Here is an 18,319-nt window from a genome sequence, read left to right as displayed (position 1 = left end):
CCCTGGTGACTCCCGGAGGCTCCTGGGCGCTGGAGGTCGACCCGGCAGCCGGGCGGGCGTCCCGCGAGCTCGGCCCTTCAGGACTGAGAAGCCGATGATTCGACGCGTGAGCCGGCCACACCGGCCGGGCCGGTGGCTGAACCGGCCGCCTGCGGACACCAACGCCGATAGGGGCAGGTGCGGCACGCCGGCCCGGGGACGGCCACGTGGGCGGTGTCCGCGTGCCAGGGAGCGGCCAGCGCCCGCACGACCGCCCGGGCCGTGGCACGGTTCCGCGGTAGGTCGGGGTCGACCGCCCGCACGTGGGCTCCGTCGGGGGTGAGGACCTCCAGTTCGATCGTCGGCCGAGGGGCCGTCGGGGGCACGACCGCCGTGCCCAGCAGGACCAGCAGGGCGAGGCGCGGCTGGTCGTGAAGCAGGCGGTCCAGGTCCGCGACGGTGCCGGTCCGTGCCGTCGTGAGCTCTCGGAGCACCCACGCCCCGTCGCGGCGGAACACGAGGCCGGCGCTGCAACGGACGAGGACGTCGGCGAGTGGGTCGTCGACGGTCAGCGGATAGTCGACGTGGACCGCGCCCGGTCGGGAGGCGTCGCTCAGCGGGCAGACGGCCAGATGGCGTTCGAGCATCGATGCTCCCGTCCGTGCGGCGCGGCCGGTGACGTCGACCCCGCCCGCCGACCAGGCGTCCCCGTCCGGAGGAAGGTCGTCGGCGGTGCAGACGCGGGCGGGGGAGCGTCGGTGCCGCCCGGCGATCCAGGAGAGGACGGCGTGTCCGCGTCGGGCGGCGGCGCCCTCGGGCCCATCGCCGCCCGCCCCGGAGGGTAGCCCGAGCGCGTGGAAGTGGGCCTTGGCCGGGCACTCCCGGTGGTACGACCCCGCCGTCACCGACCAGGTGCGGCGCGGGCGCGACCGGTCCCGCACGCCCAACAGGCCGGGAGCGCGCGGCAGCCGCCCGCAGCGGTCCCGGCTCCGGCACGGACGGCAGTCGGCTCCCGGCACCCGCCCGCCCGGGGCCAGCACCGCCCGCAGCGGTTCCCGGCCGAAGGCGGCGTACCGTTCCCCGGCCTCGGTGACCGTTCCCTCGAAGAGCGTGGCCTCGCTCCCGTCCAGACACGACACCTGGACCACACGGACACGCGCGGGCGCCTCCTCCGGGAGGCGGTGCGGGCGCGTCGCGTACGGCGCGCCGCCGACGTACCGCCAGGGGCGGGCCTCGAACGCCGCGCGGTCGACGTGCGCCCCTGTGGCCACCACGAAGGCGGTGACCGCCACCTCCTCCGGCCCGGGTGGCCGTGTGGGTCCGGGAACGGGCACGCGCAGTTCCCGGGTGATCCGAGGGCCGTCGCGCAGCAGGTACCGGCGCCCCCATACGCACACCTCGTAGGGCCGGGCACGCCCCGAGCCGGTCTCCGGGAGGTACCGGAGGATCCACGGGTCCGCGACGGGGACGCGGTCCACCCCGTCGGCGCGCTCCCCGGAGCCGGCGGCCAGGGCGCCGAGGTAGGTACGGGCCGCATGCCGGGTCCAGGCCAGGAGTCCCTCGTGCGGGGGCGCGACCGGTTCCCCCATGATCCGGACAGCGCGTCCGCCGCGCGTGGGCAGGTGCGCACACGCGTCCTCGACGGACCGTCCGCGGTGCTCGACCAGATCCAGCACGGCCGTCAGGGGGCTCAGCGCGGATCGCGCGAGGTAGGGGTGTTTGCCGGGAGCGGCCGCGCCGAAGGCGTGCTCGGTCCTGGTGCGCAGGTGGGTGGGGCAGTGGCGGGCCGTGGGGCTCACGACACCGCCGTGGACGCGGATGACGGGTGCGAGATCGGCGGTGCCGTTCGTCCAGGGGGCCATGTCTCCTCCTGGTCGCGAGTGTGGCACGTTTCGACGATGTTTGACGCAGGGCTGTGGACAACGTCGGATCGGGTGCGTTTCACGCTGGTAAGAAAGGTGTCATTGTTCGCATTTCGCTCAAACACATCGAGGCATCCCCCATGTCACGTCTCTCCCATACGGCTCTGTGCGTCACTCTGGCCGCCGCGCTGACCCTCACCGCCTGCGCACCCGTCGAACAGCTGCTCGAGGACCTCGCCGACGACGCGCTCGAACAGAACGGGATCGTCATCCTCGACGAGGTCGACCGCGACGATCCCTTCGGCGGCACCGAGGCGGAGGGCTACGCCGAGGGGTTCGACGTCCCAGGGGAGATCGACGCCGTCGGGCCCTACCCGCAGGCGCGGGTCCGTGAGGCCTACGAGCTCACCCGGGAGCTCATGGAGGCCGTCTACCTCGATCAGGACGCCGTCTTCGACGAGGACAACAGCGAGTTCACGGCCCTTCTCACCCCCCAGTCCCTGGACTGGTACCTGGAGAACCACGGGCACGAGGACCCGGAGATCGACACCCGGTACATCCCCTTCAACCTCACCCCCGGCACGGCCGAACCGATCGGCGACGTGGTCAAGGTGGACGGCCGGATGTGGGCCGAGGAGGCGAGCGACCCGAACGGGCTGGACTACCTGGCGGTCCGCACCGAGTACACGATCGTCCACCCGGTCGCCCGCCCTGGCGACCCCGCGTCGGTCCGCCTGGTCACCTCGCACCTCGGCGAGGTGTCCTTCTACGACATGGGCGACGGCACCTGGGAGCTCTGGCCCTACTGGACGCGCTCGGTGGGTCCGGCGCACTGCCTGGACCAGCACACCTGGACCCCCGCCTACCCCGACGAGCTGCCCAGGGGCGATCGTCCCGAGGGCCGACCCGAGGACCCCTACGACCTGGACAACGCCCGTGAGGACGCCGCCGACCCGGACGGCGGGGAGTGCGGGGCCATCAAGGGAACCTGACGGACCCCTCCTCGGGGCCGGTCCGGGCCTTTCCGTCCCCACACGCGACCCAAGAACCCCCGACCCGCAGCCTCGGGAGCCGCGCGGCCGGGGGTTCTTCCTGTTGAATGACGTGCATGATCGTGCGTCGAGTACTGCCTGAAGAGATGACCGCCGTCAGCGACCTGCGCGTGACCGCCTACCTCGCCGACGGACTGCTGGAGGCCAGCCCCGCGTACGCCGAGACGCTCCGGCTGCTGGGGGCGGACGGAACGGGGGAGGTTCTGGTGGCCGTGGACGGGGAGAGGCTGCTGGGGACGATCATGTACGAACCGTGGTCGCCCGACAGCGAGGTCGCCCGGAGCGCCGACGAGGCCGAGATCCGGGCGTTCGCCGTGGCGCCCCAGGCACGGGGGCTCGGCGTGGGCCGCGCCCTGGTCAACGCGCTCGTGGAGCGAGCCCGCCAGGAGGGCGTGGTCCGGATCGTGTTGTCCACCCTGCCGCAGATGCGCGCGGCCCAGTTCGTCTACCGCGCCCGTGGCTTCACACGGGTGCCGGAACGCGACTGGACACCCGTGCCCGGGGTCGACCTGCAGGTCTACGCGTTGGCGCTGAAGAGCTGAACACCTCGCACCGCGACCGTCCCCGTTCGCGGGCCCCGGGGTGGAGGGGCCCGCGGACGTTCAACAGCTGACCGGCCGCACCCGGCGGGCGGCCTCGGCCAGCGGTTCGCCCAGGGCGCCGTCGGCGAGCCGGTCGAGCACGGTCTCGGCGGCCGGATGCCCCGTCAGCCACATCGTGCGCGTGAGTTGCTCGGCGCACCCGGCGTAGCGCTCCCGGTCCCGGTCCGGCAACGGCCGACCGGCTTCGACCAGGACCGCGTAGCTGTCCAGGACGGCCCACACCACCTGGTGCGACGTGGGCGGTTCGGTGTGCGTGCCGCGCAGCCGCCGCGCCCACCCGCCGAGGACGGGGTGGTGGACGTACATGCGCAGCACCGGCGTGAGATCGGCGCGCAGGTCGGCCAGGGTGGCGACGACCAGGTTCCTGCGGTGCCAGGCGCGCGGTTCCGCGGAGGCCTCCAGCAGCTCCCGGGCCACGGTGTGGGCGTCGCGGGTGGACGTCCACCGTGCCATCAGGCCCTCGGCGTCGACCGGACGCCCCTTCTCCAGGACCGTGAGGACGTGTTCGGCCTCCATGCGTTCCAACGAGGGAGCGAGCTGGACGTCGGCACCCGAGTGGCGCAGTTGCCGCACCGCGAAGTGGTCCCCCAACGGGGTGACGCGAAAGCCGTTCCCACCGACCCGTTCGACCGCGCCCAGGCCGACCAGCGTCTCCAGGACCGAGCGGACGTGGTCGGCGGGTCCGTCCGGGCACCGGCCGAGCGCGACCCCGGGCCCGTACACCTCGACCAGTTGCTCCGGGGTGCGTGGGCGCCCGCAGACGAACAGGTCGGTGAGCAGGAGGAAGGCCGTCATACCGCGTGATCCGGTCATCACCAGCAAGGCGTCCGCCCAGGCGTCGGCCGCCGTCCCCGGGTCGCCCTCCGCCCAGGCGCGGGCAGCGCGCCCGGGCAGGATCCGGGTGTAGGTCGAGCGCAGGAGCCCCGCCTCCCGGGCCACCCGCAGGATCCGGTGCACCTCGTCCGGGGCGACCCCGAGGGAGCCGGCGGCGGCGTCGGTGTCCTCGCGGTTCAGCGCGTCATGCGGCAGGGCGCGGTCCAGCGGCCGCCCCTCGCCCACCCACGCGGTGAGCCGCGCGGCCTCGGCCAGGGGAGGGCACGACCGCGCCGCGGCTCCCAGCTCCTCCGGTGCCGCGGGCACGATCGGGGGCAGCGGGTCCGGGGCGCCGTCCCCGCCGACACCCAGACGGTCCAGGAGCGGCAGGACGGCCTCGTCGGCGGGGTCGGCGGCCGCGGGCTCCGGGGGAGGACCGCCGGGGGTCAGGTCGACCGCCGCTATGGCCGCGCGCAGTCTGCGCGGGCTCTCGCCGGAGAGCAGCCCGCCCCGGTCGACGAGGTGGTCGCACCAGGTCAGCCAGGTGTCCCGGAGCGTGTCCGGCACGCGCTCCCAGTCGCGGACGGTGCGGGCGATGTCGTGGACGTCGGTGGTGGTCCAGTCCCCGGGGTCGGGGGCCCCGACGTCCCGGTGGGTCATCAGGAGGAACAGGAGGGCGTCGACGTCCACGACGACCGGGGGGCCGAGCCCCCGGGCCCAGTCCAGACACTCGTCGACGGCGGACAGGATGCGTTCAGTCATGGCGGACTCACCGAGAGTGGATCTCCGAAGCAGCATCAGGCTAACCCCGTCGGCCGCTCGCGTGTGGGAGAACGCCGGAAATCGGGACCTTGGTCCATGTCCGGCTCCGATCGGCACCGGAGTCGGGGACGTCGCCGACGCCGGTCGACCGCGCCTTTGCGCCGGGCGTTCGCTCCGGGGTGTTTCCTGGTCGCGTCGGGCGTGCGGTGAAAGGCGATGGTAAAAGCGTGGGTCACCGCACCGAATTTCCGGTGTGAACCATGTCTAATCCGGCGCTACCGCAAGAAAAGGGGTTTAATCTTTTTCGTGGTGACCGAAACCGGCCAATGTCCCTCTGGTATGGCGTCGGGCGGCCGCGGCCGGGGAAGGAATCCAGAGGCGGGCGCGCTCGCCGCTCCGGCCCCGTGGACGGGTTGGGGGCGGGCTGTGCGGGTGGCTCCGCCCGGAGGGAGAGTGAGTGAGGTTTGCTCACCCGCCAAGAGAGTACATATCACCCAAACGCGATACTCGCGGATATTTCACGTGTGCTCTCGCCCCCAGGAGGACACCAGCGTGGCACGGAGCGCCGACAACAGAGGAACACGGGTCCGTGAACGGCCACGGATCCACGGAGAATGGCCCGAGACCCTGGACGTCGAGGACCTGCTCGCCCGGGGATGGCGCCCGACCCCCTTGCGCGAGTTCGTCCTCAAGGTGCACAGCAGGTGCAACCTCGCCTGCGACTACTGCTACATGTACGAGATGGCCGACCAGGGGTGGCGCGACCAACCCCGCCGCATGGCCAGGCCCGTCGTCGAGCGGGTCGCCGAGCGGATCGCCGAGCACGCCCGAGCCCACGGCCGCGGCCGGGTCGACGTCATCCTGCACGGCGGCGAACCGCTCCTCGTCGGACTCGACCACCTGCGCCACACCGTCCAGGCCCTGCGCAAGGCCAACGAACCCGACGTCCACGTCGACCTGCGCCTGCAGACCAACGGTGTCCTGTTGGACACCCACTTCCTCGACCTGTTCGACGAACTCGGCGTGCGCGTCGGCGTCAGCGTCGACGGGACGGAGGAGGACCACGACCGACACCGCCGCCGCGCCAACGGACACGGCACCCACGCCGAGGTCCGTGCCGGGTTGGAGCTGCTCGGCTCCCCGCGTCACCGCCACCTGATGAGCGGACTCCTCGCCACCGTCGACCTGGAGTCCGACCCCGTGGCCACCTACGAGGCGCTTCTGGAGTTCGACCCGCCCACCGTCGACCTGCTCCTCCCGCACGGCAACTGGGACACCCCGCCACGGGGCTGGACCCCGGACGGCGCCGCCTACGGCTCCTGGCTCGTCGCCGTCTTCGACCGCTGGTACCACGCGCCCGAGCGCGAGACCAACATCCGCCTGTTCAACGAGATCATCCGCCTGGTCCTGGGCCGCCCCTCGCGCACCGAGAGCGTCGGCCTGTCCCCCGCGGCGCTCGTGGTCGTGGAGACCGACGGTTCCATCGAACAGGTCGACAGCCTCAGATCCGCCTACGACGGCGCGGCCGCCACCCCACTGCACACCCTCACCCACACCTTCGACGAGACCCTGTACCTGCCCTCCGTCGCCGCGCGCCAGATCGGAGTCCGGGCCCTGAGCGCCACCTGCGCGGCCTGCCCCCTGGCCCGCGTGTGCGGCGGCGGACTGTACCCGCACCGGTACCGGAGCGGATCCGGGTTCCGCAACCCCTCGGTGTACTGCCGGGATCTGTACCGGCTCATCTCGCACGTCCGGGCGACCGTGGCCGCGGATGTCGCACGCCTGCGGGAAGGACGCTGAATGGCCCCCGAAGGCCCGCTCCCGGACACCGTGTTCGACGCGCTCGCCCGGGGCGCGGGGGGCCACGCGGCCACCGGTCCCCTGCGCCGGACCCAGTACGCCAAACACCTGCTCCTGGTCCGCCGGGTCCTGGACGCCGCCCTCGCCCGGCCGCACCCCGGCGCGGCACGAGCCCGAGAGGCCTACGACCTGCTCGCCGCAGCGCAGGAGGCCGCCCCGGACGCGGTCGCCGCGGTCCTGCGCCACCCGTCGGTCGGGGTGTGGGCGCGCCGCACCGCCCTGGCGCTGGACGGCCACCGCGACGAGGAGCCCCGGCTGGGCGCGATGTCGGCGCTCGCGGCGGCCGCCGCTCTGCGAGCCGGGCTGACCGCGCGGATCGAGGTTCCGCTGTTCGGACCGACCGCGCCGCTGCCCGCCCTCGGCCGCGCCCTGCTCGGTCGGGGCGAGGGCGGCCCGGCCGTCGTCGAGGCCGCGGGCGGCCGCGCGCTGTTGTCGAGGGGGAACGCCCGGGTGGAGGTCCCCGACGACCCGCACCAGGACGCCCCCGGGTGGCACGCGCTGCGCCGGATGTCAGCCGAACACGCCGGACGGCGCCTCGACCTGCTCCTGGACGACCAGGACCCCGACCGGCTCCCCGGCGCCGACCTGGTCGCCCGCCGCCTGCCGGAACGGGAGGTCGAGGAGTGGCGGGTGAGCCTGCGCGAGGCGTGGGAACTCCTGGTCACCGACCACTGGACCATCGCCGAGGAGGTCGCCGACACCGTCGTCGCGCTCACCCCCATGATCGCGCCCGGCGGGGCGCACACGAGCGCGACCGCCCGGCACGCCTTCGGCGCCCTGGGGCTGTCCGGCCCACCCGGCCCCGTGTGGTTCGCGCTCACCTTCGCGCACGAGGTGCAGCACGCCAAACTCATGGCTCTGCTCGACCTGGTCCCGCTCACCCTCCCGGACGACGGGAGCACGCATTACGCGCCCTGGCGCCCGGACCCCAGGCCCGTGTCCGGGCTCCTCCAGGGGGTGTACGCCCACCTGGGGGTGGCCGGGTTCTGGCGCCGCCACCGCCTGGTGGCCCGGGGAGAGGAGGCCCGGCGCGCCCACGCCGACTTCGCGCACTGGCGCTCCGCCGCCCACGGGGCCGCGCGTACGGTGGCCGGGTCCGGGAGGCTCACCCCCGACGGAGCACGGTTCCTCGCGGCGACCGAGCGGACACTCGCCTCCTGGCTGGAGGAGGAGGTGCCCGACGGGACCGCCGAGGCGGCCTGCGCCGCGGCCCGCCGCCACCGAGACCGGTGGCGCGCCCGCAACGAAGATCCGGTGGCGGCGGGGCGCCCCGGGCCCGGCGTCCGGCCGGGCTGACCGGACCGGGGGACGGAGCGGGTGGTTCACGCCCCTCGGGCTTCGGCGCCGCCCCGCATCGCCCGTGGCGGCGGACGGTCACAGCAGCGGCGGGTCGAAGTCGGTGATCATCCGACTGCCCCGCCGCACGGCCGCCGTGATGTGGTGCTCCCTGCCCTGCGTTCGCACGAGCGCCGTGTGCGTGGTCTCCGCCAGGGCGTCGGCCTCCTCCGAAACGCCCTCCTCCCGCAGGTCGAGCGCCAGGTTGGCCGCGCACGCCAGCGTGTTGTGGTGGTCGTCGCCCAGCAGGGAGCGCAGCCGGCGCAGGGTGCCCCGGCCCAGGCGCACCGCGTTCTTGGTCTCGCCCAGCGCCGACAGGTCGCTGGCCAGGTTGATCGCCACCCCCAACGAGTAGTGGTGGTCGCGGCCCAGCTTGCCGTCCAGGGCGGCGAGCGCCGACTCGTTCATCGACCGCGCCCGCGACGCGTCGCCCAGCAGCCGGTACAGCAGGGCGACGTTGCTCGTGCACCCGTGGTTGTAGGGGTGCTCGGGGCCGTACGCCCGCACGTACCGCAGGTCGGTGTCCTCACCCAGCTCCAGCGCACCCGTCAGCTCCCCGGTCATCCGCCAGATGTTGGTCAGGCACATGGCCGCGGCCAGGGTCTCGGGGTGGTCGATCCCGTACAGCCGCAGGTACCGAGAGTGCACGTCCAGCGCCAGTTCGAGCGCCTCCTCGAACTCACCGGACATGCGGCGGGCGATCGCCAGGTCCATCTGGGTGCGCAGCGTCCTCGGGTGCTCGACCCCCAGCTGCTCACGCCCGTAGGACAGCGCGTCCTCACCCAGGTCGCAGGCCTCGGTGAAGTCCCCCGCCAGGCGCACCGACAGGGCCAGACCATGCCAGAACGACAGCAGGACCGGCGAACCGGGGGCGGCGCTGCGCCGCTTGTACAGCATGTACGCGCGCTCGTGCCTTGCCTGGGCGCCGGTGAAGTCACTGGTCAGCGCGTAGTCGATACCGAGGTTGTGCAGCGCGCGCAGGGTGGCGGACTCGTTGGGGCCCAGGGTCTCCTCGTGCAGCCGCAGAGTCTCCTCGTCGTGCTCCCGGGCCTGCCAGAAGTCCCCGCGCGCCCGGTAGTCGGCCCCCAGCCCCGACAGCACGTTCAGGGTCTCGCTGTGGGTGCGGCCCAGGGTCCGGCGCACCTTCGGCAGGATGGCGCGGTTGAGGTCGTGGGCCTCCTGGTAGCGGCCCAGGTCGCGCAGCCGGTTGGCGTACAGGCGCTGGGCCTCCAGGACGTGGGGGTCCTCGTCTCCGGAGTCGGCCACCCACTGGTCGATGAACGCGCGCGCGTAGCGGCTGGCGGTCTCGTAGTTGCCGACCACGAACAGGAAGCTGAGCATGCTCAGCGCGAACCTGCGCACCTCGGGGCGGGTGCTCTCCGCCACCCGGGAGGGTCCCACGTGCGGCAGCAGCTCCTGGTAGCGGGCCTGGGCGGCGGGGTCGGTCCGGCTCTCCGGCGCGGACGCGCTGAGCAGGGACCACACCTCGGCGCGGATCGAGTCCCGCATCGCGGGATCGAGCTCCTCGCGCAGCAGGGCCTGGATGAGCCGGTGCACCTGGACGGTGCGGTTGGCGTTGTCCAGCCGCACCAGCGCGTACCGCCCCAGCTGGCCGATCGCCCGGCTCAGGCGGATGGGGTCGGCCATCAGCTCCGCCAGCTCGGGGCGGATCTCCCCGCCCTCCACCGGGAAGAACAGGTCGCGCGGGATGGGGTCGGGGCCGAAGAACGCGCAGCAGCGCAGCAGCTCCATGGCCTCGGGCAGGTTCTCCTGGAGTTTGGCCACCGACAGCTGCCAGGCGGCGGTCATCGGCTCCGGGTACTCGGGGGGCTTGCCCTCGCGCAGGAGGGAGCCGGTGCGCTCGGAGAGCAGCCGCATGTACTCGCGCGCCGACATCCCGGTCTCGGACTGCAGAGCCCCGGCCTGCTCCAGCGCCAGGGGGAGGTGGCCGAGCGCCTCCGCCAGCTCGACCGCGTCCTCGATACTGATCCCCCGGGGGATGCGCCGCTTGAGGAACTCCACGCTCTCGTGCGAGGGGAAGACGTTGACCGACACGGTCCGTGCCACCGCCTCCCAGCGGTGGTTGCGGGTGGTGACCAGCACGTGGCCGGGCCCCTGCGGGATGACGTCGGTGAGGTCCTCGGGCTCGTCGGCGTTGTCGAAGATCAGCAGCCACCGCGCGTACGGCTCGCCCCGGCGCAGCGCGTCGAGGACCCCGTTGGCCGCGTCCTCCACACCGGTCAGGCCGGGGCCGGGCAGGTCCAGGTGCGGGGCCAGGTGGGCCAGCGCCGAGCGGACGAGCCCGGGCTGGTCGGCCATGATCCACCACACCAGGTCGTACTCCTCCCGGTAGCGGTGGGCGTACTCCACCGCCATGAGCGTCTTACCGACGCCTCCGTAGCCCTGGAGGGTGTGCGGTACGACCGCGGTCACCCGGCCGCGCAGCCCGTCGTACAGGCTCTGGAGCTGTTCGGCGCGACCGGTGAAGTTCTTGTTCTGCGGTGGGACCCTCCCCCAGACCTTGGGGAAGCGTGGGGAGTTGGGCCTGGAAGCGCTCACGCGATGTCCTCCGGTTTCACATCGTCCCCACCAGGCATTCTGGATTGGTTTCGGAAGATTCCTGGTGTTGAGTCGAGGATTTCGGTCAGCGGGGTGTGGGAACTGCGAATACGAACTCAGCGTAGGCGAAGATGTTAGGGAAGGACAGGCCGGTGGTAGAAACTCCATGGGACAACCGAAAAAACGGTAAAGGAGGGCGGCTGCCGCGTCAACGCAACCGTTCTCTCCTTTCTCTCTGGTCGGAAGGACATGATCGATGCCACACGAGCACGTCCCCGGGGCGGCCGCCCTGGTGGAGGCGGACGGCCTGACCCTGCGTGACCTCGACGGGTACGGGGACAGCGCGATCGTGCGGGCGCTGCGGTCGGTCCTGGAACCCGGATCGGCCGCCTCGGAGGCGATCGCCGCGTTCACGAGCGATCCGGACGAGGACGGCTAGGCGGTGTTTCTCGGGTCCTTCGCCGCGCTTCGGACCGCCCGTCGCCCTCCACCACCCTCAACCGACGCCTACGGCGCGGCCCCCTCCACAAGAACCCCGCCGACGCCCGAACCACACCCCCTCAGGGGGCCGTTGCGAGAAACACGCCCCAGGCCGTGTCCGTCCCGGGACCGCCGCTTCGCCCGGGTCCGGACGCCCAGGCGGCCGGGGACGCCTCATCCTCGGGGATGCGTCCGCTTCCGGACCAAGAGCCCCTTCGCGACCATTCCCCACACGTGCTGTCGTGGGGGTCGCGGATCCGGAAAAGGCACCGGACAATGACGTCCCCGGGGTGAAATCGGAACCCCTCGGGCGCACCGGTGACACCACCGGTCCGCGGGGCCACCGAACCGTTCTCCACGCTTCGGAGATGATTTCATGTCACGAAACTTCGTCGGTCGGGCGCACCGCACGGGACCATTCGTCGGCGCGCGGCCCTTCGGCGCCCGTGACCGCCACCTGTTCCACGGCCGGACGGCGACGGTGAACACCCTCGTCGAGGCGTGGAGCGGAACGCGCCTGACCCTTCTGCACGGGGACGCCGGTGTCGGGAAGACCTCCCTCCTGCGCGCGGGGGCCGTCCCCGCCCTCACCGACCGGGGCGCCCGCGTCCTGCCGGTGGGGCACCTGCTCCTCGACCCGGCCTTCCCCAGTGCCGTCCTTCCCGAACAGAACCCCTTCACCCGCGCCCTCCTCGCCTCCTGGAACCCGGGCGAGTTCCCCACCCACGGGCCGGGCACCTCCACCACCGACTTCCTGCGCGACCATGAGCGCACCGACCGCTACGGCCGCCAGCGGCCCCTCTTCGCGGCCCTCGACCAGACCGAACCCCTGCTGCGCGCACCGGACGGCCCCGGACCGCACCGCGCCGCGCTCGTCGACGAACTCCTCGTCGCGCTGGACGAGCACCCCGGGCTGCACCTCCTCCTCACCGTCCGCACCGAGCACCTGGCCGACCTGCGCCGGATGATCGCCGCGCACGGGACCGACCACACCGAGGTGCGCGTCGGGGCGCTGCCCCCCGACTCCGCCGTCCACGCCACCGCCCGCGCCCTCGACACGGCCGGCGTCCGGCGCCCCCTGCCCGTCGCCGAGCGCCTCGTCGAGGAGGTGCGGACCGTCCCCGGCCCGCCCGCCCGGGGCGCCGACACCGCCGCCCTCACCGAGACCGTCGACCCCGCCCTGCTCCAGACCGTCGGCGCGCTCCTGTACGCCGAGGGCTCCGACGCCTTCGCCGCCGACGACGTCGACCACGCCCTCGCCGTCCACCTGAGCCTCGTCCTGGAGGAAGTCGCCGCGGAGCACCTCGTGCCCCGGGACCTGCCCCACGCCTGGCTGCGCCGCGCCGCCGCCGCGGGCGGGCCGGGCGCCCCGCCCCCCGCCGCGGACGGTGTCCGCGACCCCGACCTCACCTGGGGCCTGGTCCACACACTCCAGGACCGCCACCTGGTCGCCCCCGGGGCCGACGGGACCGGCTACCGCCTGCGCCACCCGCGCCTGACCCGTCCCCTCGCGGACCTGGCGGCCCATCCCCGCATCGAGGCCACCCCGGAACCGTGGACGATCGCCGACCGCGTCGTCGTCGCCCGTCGGGCCCACACCCGGGGTGAGCCCGACCTGGCGGGGGAGCACGCGAGGCGGGCGCTGCGGGCGACCCCGCCGCCCCGACCCCGCGAGCGCGCCCTGCTCACCTCGCTCCTGGGCGACCTCGCCTTCGAACGCGGGGACCCCGCCGTCGCCGCCGCCTACTACGCCGAGGCGGCGGAGCTGCTGGAAGCGGTCGGGGACGGCACCGGTGTGGCGCGGCTGCTCGTCGCCCAGTCGAGCAGCCGCCTCCAGGCGGGACAGCGCGCGGCGGCGCTCGACGGCCTGCGCGCGGCCGCGGGGCGCGTGCACGGGGACCCGAGCCTGCGCACCGGCATCGGCCAGGCCCTGTGGCGCGTCGGGCAGAGCCAGTCCGCCCTCGACGTCCTCGACTCCGTCCTCGTCGGCGACCGGTCGGCCAGCGAGGCCCGGCGCATCCGGAACCGGATCCGCGCCGAGCTGACCTCCGCCCGAGGGCTGACCCCACGCGGGAGCTGGTGACCCGACCGGATGGACACCACCGTGCTGGTCGCGCTCATCACCGGCGCCGTCACAGCCCTGAGCACACTCGGCGCCACCGCCCTGGCCGCCTACCGGGCCGCGCGCACGGAGCGCTGGCGGGCGGAGCACGCCCTGGAGGTGGAGCGGACACGGCACCTGTTCGACCGGGAGCGCCGCCGCGACCAGGAGCTGCGGTCACGGTTCGACGACGCGCGCAGGGCGGTGCTCCGCCTCGGCATGTCGGTCCGGGTGGTCACGCACATCCGCGCCGAGGGCCCGCCCCGGCCCGGCGACGAGGAACTGGGCGACCTGCTGCGGCAGGCCCGCGCGGACAGCCTGGACGCGGTCGTGGCGGTCGAGCGCCTGCGGGGCGTCCTCCCTGAGGGGCGGCGCGGCCCGGTCGACGAGCTGCGCGACGCCACCGACCGGGCCTTCAACCACGTCCAGGCGAGGACGGGCCAGGTCGGTGACGCCCTTCGGATCCAAAAGGCGCTGGACGCGGGCCTGCGGACGGTCGGGGAGTCGCTGTTCCCGGTGGGGGAGAGGGGCGCGGCGCGGGCGGATCCGACCCGGCGGCCCGAACCAGGGTGAGGACCAGGGCGCACAGGCAGAGCAGCGCGGTGACCGACACGGCGGTGGTCCGCACACCCACCGCCTCCAGCAGGTGGCCCCCGCACAGCACACCGAGGGGGAGCGCCGCGCTGGTGGCCAGACGGACGGTTCCGGTGACCCGGCCCAGGAGCTCGGGCGGCACGCGCGTGGTGTGGTAGGTGGTCACGGTGACGTTCATGTGCGCGCCGACGAACCCGATTCCGCCCCAGGCCAGCGGGAGAACGGCCGCCAGCCATCCGGTGTCCGGCCGCCCGGCCAGGGCCAGGGGCACGGTGACCGCCACCCACGCCCACAGGCACAGGACGACCATGGTGGTGTGGTGCAGGCGCCGGACGAGGGCCGTGGCGGTGAGGGAACCGAGCAGCCCTCCGGCGCCGGTCGCGGCGAGCACCGCCCCGAGCAGGAAGGCGGAGAGCCCGTGTTCGGTGGCCAGGACGACGATGACCAGCCACACCGTCTGGAACAGAGCGTTCGTCGCCGCGCACACCGCTGTGGCCAGGAGGAGGAAGCGGTCGCGGCGCAGGTGGGCGAAACCCGCCGCCGTCTCCCGGAACAGGGCGGACGCCCGCCGTCCCGGAGCCTCGGGCGGTCCCGCCGCGGGGCCCGTTCGCGTGGCCTCCCCCTCCCCCCGGACGGTGGGAGCCCGGACAGCGGCGCGCAGTCGAGGTAGACGCGCCACCAGGCACAGCCCCACCGCCGAGGCCGCCGCGTCGAACACGGCGGGCAGGCCGTGGCCCAGACCGAACAGCGCTCCGCCGAGCGGCCGTCCGGTCATCTGCGTGGCGTGGGTACGGGCCTCGTTGCGGGCCGCGGCCATCGGCAGGTGGTCGCGGGGGACCAGGAGCGGCACGGCGGCGGACGCGGCGGTCGCGTGCAGGGCGGCGCACACGCCGTGGACGGTGGCCGCGGCGGCCAGCAGGGCCACGGGCGCGCCCAGGAGCAGGACCGGGCCGACCAGGAGCGCCACGCACGCTAGGCGCGCGCACTGACTGGCGACCATGACGGAGCGGGGGTCGTGGCGGTCGACCACGACCCCGAGCGGCACGTACAGCAGGGTGCGCGGCACCATCCCGGCGGCGGCGATCCACCCGGCCAGGGCCGGGGAACCGCTCTGGTGCAGGGCGATCAGGGGAACGGACAGGGTGAGGGTCATCGAGCCCAGGGTGGACAGCGCGCCGCCCGTCCACAGCAGACCGAAGCGGCGCCGCCAGCGGCGGTCGTCCCGTGTGTTCGGCGATGACCGGGTGCGGGGGGCCGGAGCCGTGCGTGCACACGTGTCGGACATCGTTCTCGCAACCGTCGGGAACCTGGACGTCGGAGCCCGTAGGGGCGGCCGTGGTGGTCGGCGCGGGCACCCCTGGGGTCGTCGGTGGTCCCGTCGCCCCTGCGCCGTGTTCGGTGGGTGACTGACGGTGCGGGTGGGCTGCGCTCATCGTAGCGGGAAAGGGGTGCCCCCACGTGGGCATCAGCGGAAAACGACGGTGGCGGATCGCCGGGTGCGGTGCGTGATCCCGATCCGGTGGGGGCAGCGTCCCGCACGGGGCCGCCGTACCGGATTTGACCTCAACCGCGGTTGAGGTCACAGACTTTCGTTCTGCCCGACCACGACCGAGGGAGTCCCGTGACCGCCCACCCGTCCGCACCCGCCCCCGACCACCTCACCGACCGCTTGTGCTCGGCCCGCAACGCCTGGATGTGCACCTCGCGACCGAACGGCTCACCGCACCTGACCCCCGTCTGGTTCGCCCACGTCCGGGACCGCTGGTGGGTCAGCACCGGCCCGGGCACGGTCAAGGCGCGCAACATCGCCGCCGACCCCCGGGTGTCGCTGGCGCTGGAGGACGGCGACGCGCCCGTCGTCGCCGAGGGCACCGCCACGGTGCACACCGACGCCTTCCCCGCCGACGTCGTGGCCGCCTTCCGCGACCGCTACGACTGGGACGTCGAGGAAGTCGTCGAGGACAGCGGCCGCCCCCACGTCCTGCTGGAGATCGGGGTTCGCCGCTGGCTGATGGCCGGAACCGCTCCGGGGCCGACCTGACCGGCCCCGGAGCGGTCACCGGGGGAGTGTCGTTCGGGCGTCAGCGGGGTGCCGATGGGGGTGCCGCGCCGGAGGTGTCCGTTGAGGGTGGTGGAGGGTGACGAAGTGGGGGGTGCCGCGCCGGAGGTGTCCGTTGAGGGTGGTGGAGGGTGACGAAGTGGGGGGTGCCGCGCCGGAGGCGTCCGTTGAGGGTGGTGGAGGGTGACGGGCGGGCGAGGAGGAGGATGGAGCATCCCTGGCCGTGTGGGCGCCTGAACACGGTCCGAAGCGCGGCGGAGGACCCAGAAAACACCGCCTAAGCCTCCGGCCAGGCGATCCCGGTGACCCGGTGCGCCTCGGTGGCGTCGGGGTACTCCCACCTTCGGACCAGGCGCTCCACCGCAGCGGCGGGGACCGGCGCGGGGCGGCGGTCCAACCGGGCGCGCAGCACCTGCGGCGGCGCCTCCAGGGACACGATCTCGATCCTGGCCCGGTACGCCGAGGCCAGACCGACGCACCGGTCGCGGACGTCGCGCGACAGGTTGGTCGCGTTCCACACGAACGACCGCCCCGCCCGCAGGTGCTCCCGGGCCAGCTCGTGCGCGGCGGCCGCCACCCGCCGCTGCGGGTCGGTGGGCCGCACTCCCATCTCGGCGCGCAGCGCGTCCAGACTCACCACCGGAAGGTCCGCACGGTGGGAGCCGATCCACGTGTCCTTGCCCGCGCCGGGCAGCCCGGACATCACGGTCACCGTCGACCGGGTGTCGTCGTGGGCCGCGTAGTCCGGGTCGCGGTCCGGCTTGCGGAAGAACCAGAACCGCGCGTGGTCGGACGGGAAGTCGCGGGGACGCTCCAGGCACCGCTGCTCGGCGCAGTACTCGCGGTACAGGGCGATGTTGTCCAGAACCTCGGCGGTGTCACCGCAGCGGCGCCCCAGGATGTCGGCGGTGGCCAGCAGCGCCAGGTCGTCGTTGCGTGCGACCAGGCTCACCCGGAACGCGATCGCGCGCAGGTCGGGGCGTTCCAGGGCCCAGAACGGCACCTGGTGGTGGCGGACCAGAGCGGCGACGTGCTCGCGCCACCCCACCTCGGCCCCGCCCTCCCAGAGCAGGCGGCGCGCCATGAGCCCACCCCGGCGGGAGTGCCCGTGGGCGGTGATCCGGCCGTCCGCCTCCCGCCGGGTACACGCCGCCTTGCCGACGTCGTGCAGGAGCACGGCCGCGAAGAGCCGGACCCGCTCGGGCGCCGGGCGCGCCCGCCACCCGGGCAGCTCCGCCAGGGCCTCGCACGCCATCCGCGTGTGCGTGTCCACGTCGCCCTCGGCGTGGTGGACCGGATCCTGCTCCACACCCGCCATCTTCCGCACCCACGGCAGGGCCTCTCGGACCGCCGACCAGTCCAGCGACCAGGTCGGGGGAGCCGGGCACAGCTCATCGAACAGCCGCATGGAGCACCTCCGGGTCGGCGAGGCCGTTGGCTATCACCGGCCGGTCGAGCCAGTGCGTCCCCGAGTCCAGCACGGCGGTGGTGAACTCCGCGCGCACCCACTTGTACCGGTCGACGGTGCGGTCATCCTCCTCGACCTTGACGTAGAGCCCCTCCATCAGGTCGGAGTCGTCGCTCTCGGCCAGGGCGCGCTCAGGGTCGGCGCCCCCGGCGCGCGCGGCCTCCGCCAGGGCACGGCGCCAGTCCGGCGTCCGGCAGGTGGAGGGCCCCACGAGGCGGGTCAAGCCCGCCAGGTCGGACAGCGGACCCGAGTACAGGACCGGGACCGACACCACCGGGGTGCCCTCCAACAGCTCGCGGCGGCGCGGCGTGGACAGGAAGACGCCCTCCCGGGTGTCCAGGACGTCGAACTCGCAGAAGAAATGCGGCAGCGCGTCGTAGAACACGGTGTGCTTGGCGTACAGCCACTCGCCGTAGAGCACGTACCGATCGCCCAACCGCGGCCGCAACAGGGGGGCGACGGTCGCCGCCCAGGCCTTGAGCGGAGCGAACTGCCGCTCGCGCGGCCCGCCGGTCAGGAAATGGCCCCGGCTCTGCAACCGCAGCCGCCCCTCGGCGTCGAAGCTGATCCCCGTGTTGGCGCCGTCGAGCTTCTCCTCGACGACCAGGTGCCGCCCCGCAAGGTCACGGAAGGGCGTGGCGGACAGGTCGTCGTCGCCCGGTTGCAGGCGCGACCCCCGGATGTGGCGGGTTCGCGGATACTTGTGCAGCATGCGCCCCTTTGTACCGGGCGGTTGTCTCCGCGGGCCACCGGTTTTCCCGCCGAAGCGGTCGGCGATGTCGGTGTCGGTTGG

At 73.8% G+C, this 18,319-nt stretch carries 13 protein-coding genes; 7 read left to right on the top strand and 6 right to left on the bottom strand.

The window, feature by feature from the left end:
* Nucleotides 1-77 precede the first annotated feature (77 nt).
* Nucleotides 78-1,841 (bottom strand): PD-(D/E)XK nuclease family protein, encoded by a 1,764-nt coding sequence (locus KIK06_RS09735; RefSeq protein WP_268642890.1) that lies wholly within the window; start codon nucleotides 1,839-1,841, stop codon nucleotides 78-80.
* Nucleotides 1,842-1,981: 140 nt separating this feature from the next.
* Here KIK06_RS09735 and KIK06_RS09730 point away from each other — a divergent pair, with 140 nt between their 5' ends.
* Nucleotides 1,982-2,833, top strand: a complete 852-nt coding sequence (locus KIK06_RS09730; RefSeq protein WP_268642889.1) for a hypothetical protein — start codon at nucleotides 1,982-1,984, stop codon at nucleotides 2,831-2,833.
* A 146-nt stretch (nucleotides 2,834-2,979) separates the two neighbouring features.
* Complete coding sequence (locus KIK06_RS09725; RefSeq protein ID WP_268645928.1) at nucleotides 2,980-3,435, top strand: GNAT family N-acetyltransferase; 456 nt, start codon at nucleotides 2,980-2,982, stop codon at nucleotides 3,433-3,435.
* A gap of 60 nt (nucleotides 3,436-3,495) precedes the next feature.
* Here the strand turns inward: KIK06_RS09725 and KIK06_RS09720 are convergent, their stop codons facing one another.
* Entirely contained in the window at nucleotides 3,496-5,070 is a 1,575-nt protein-coding gene (locus KIK06_RS09720) for a hypothetical protein (RefSeq protein ID WP_268642888.1), read from the bottom strand.
* A gap of 627 nt (nucleotides 5,071-5,697) precedes the next feature.
* Here KIK06_RS09720 and KIK06_RS09715 point away from each other — a divergent pair.
* On the top strand, nucleotides 5,698-6,870 hold the full coding sequence (locus KIK06_RS09715) for an FxsB family cyclophane-forming radical SAM/SPASM peptide maturase (RefSeq protein WP_442789820.1): 1,173 nt from the start codon (nucleotides 5,698-5,700) through the stop codon (nucleotides 6,868-6,870).
* Entirely contained in the window at nucleotides 6,871-8,226 is a 1,356-nt protein-coding gene (locus KIK06_RS09710; RefSeq protein ID WP_268642886.1) for an HEXXH motif domain-containing protein, read from the top strand.
* A gap of 78 nt (nucleotides 8,227-8,304) precedes the next feature.
* On the opposite strand, the gene fxsT is transcribed toward KIK06_RS09710, so the two are convergent.
* The gene (gene fxsT, locus KIK06_RS09705; protein ID WP_268642885.1) at nucleotides 8,305-10,824 is read right to left on the bottom strand and encodes an FxSxx-COOH system tetratricopeptide repeat protein; all 2,520 of its coding nucleotides are present in this window, start codon (nucleotides 10,822-10,824) and stop codon (nucleotides 8,305-8,307) included.
* A 256-nt stretch (nucleotides 10,825-11,080) separates the two neighbouring features.
* On the opposite strand from fxsT, the gene fxsA reads away from it, so the two are divergent.
* Both fxsA and KIK06_RS09695 read left to right on the top strand, forming a co-directional pair.
* Complete coding sequence (gene fxsA / locus KIK06_RS09700; protein WP_017599904.1) at nucleotides 11,081-11,263, top strand: FxSxx-COOH cyclophane-containing RiPP peptide; 183 nt, start codon at nucleotides 11,081-11,083, stop codon at nucleotides 11,261-11,263.
* Between the two features lie 417 nt (nucleotides 11,264-11,680).
* Entirely contained in the window at nucleotides 11,681-13,387 is a 1,707-nt protein-coding gene (locus tag KIK06_RS09695; RefSeq protein WP_268642884.1) for an nSTAND1 domain-containing NTPase, read from the top strand.
* Nucleotides 13,388-13,820: 433 nt separating this feature from the next.
* Here the strand turns inward: KIK06_RS09695 and KIK06_RS09690 are convergent, their stop codons facing one another.
* Nucleotides 13,821-15,284, bottom strand: a complete 1,464-nt coding sequence (locus KIK06_RS09690; protein ID WP_268642882.1) for an MFS transporter — start codon at nucleotides 15,282-15,284, stop codon at nucleotides 13,821-13,823.
* Between the two features lie 336 nt (nucleotides 15,285-15,620).
* Between KIK06_RS09690 and KIK06_RS09685 the strand changes: the two genes are divergently transcribed.
* On the top strand, nucleotides 15,621-16,040 hold the full coding sequence (locus tag KIK06_RS09685) for a pyridoxamine 5'-phosphate oxidase family protein (protein ID WP_268642881.1): 420 nt from the start codon (nucleotides 15,621-15,623) through the stop codon (nucleotides 16,038-16,040).
* Nucleotides 16,041-16,335: 295 nt separating this feature from the next.
* Here KIK06_RS09685 and KIK06_RS09680 read toward each other — a convergent pair whose 3' ends face one another.
* Together KIK06_RS09680 and KIK06_RS09675 are read right to left on the bottom strand one after the other, a co-directional pair.
* On the bottom strand, nucleotides 16,336-17,466 hold the full coding sequence (locus KIK06_RS09680; RefSeq protein WP_268642880.1) for an AAA family ATPase: 1,131 nt from the start codon (nucleotides 17,464-17,466) through the stop codon (nucleotides 16,336-16,338).
* The gene (locus tag KIK06_RS09675) at nucleotides 17,450-18,238 is read right to left on the bottom strand and encodes an RNA ligase family protein (RefSeq protein WP_268642879.1); all 789 of its coding nucleotides are present in this window, start codon (nucleotides 18,236-18,238) and stop codon (nucleotides 17,450-17,452) included. The genes KIK06_RS09680 and KIK06_RS09675 overlap by 17 nt, the downstream gene beginning before the upstream one ends.
* Between the last annotated feature and the right edge of the window lie 81 nt (nucleotides 18,239-18,319).

Origin of the sequence: Nocardiopsis sp. EMB25 (assembly GCF_026797795.1) — a bacterium.
In the GTDB taxonomy this organism is placed as follows: domain Bacteria; phylum Actinomycetota; class Actinomycetes; order Streptosporangiales; family Streptosporangiaceae; genus Nocardiopsis; species Nocardiopsis lucentensis.
The sequence above is the reverse complement of the archived record's forward strand: the minus strand, read 5'-3'. Positions and strand labels throughout refer to the sequence as shown.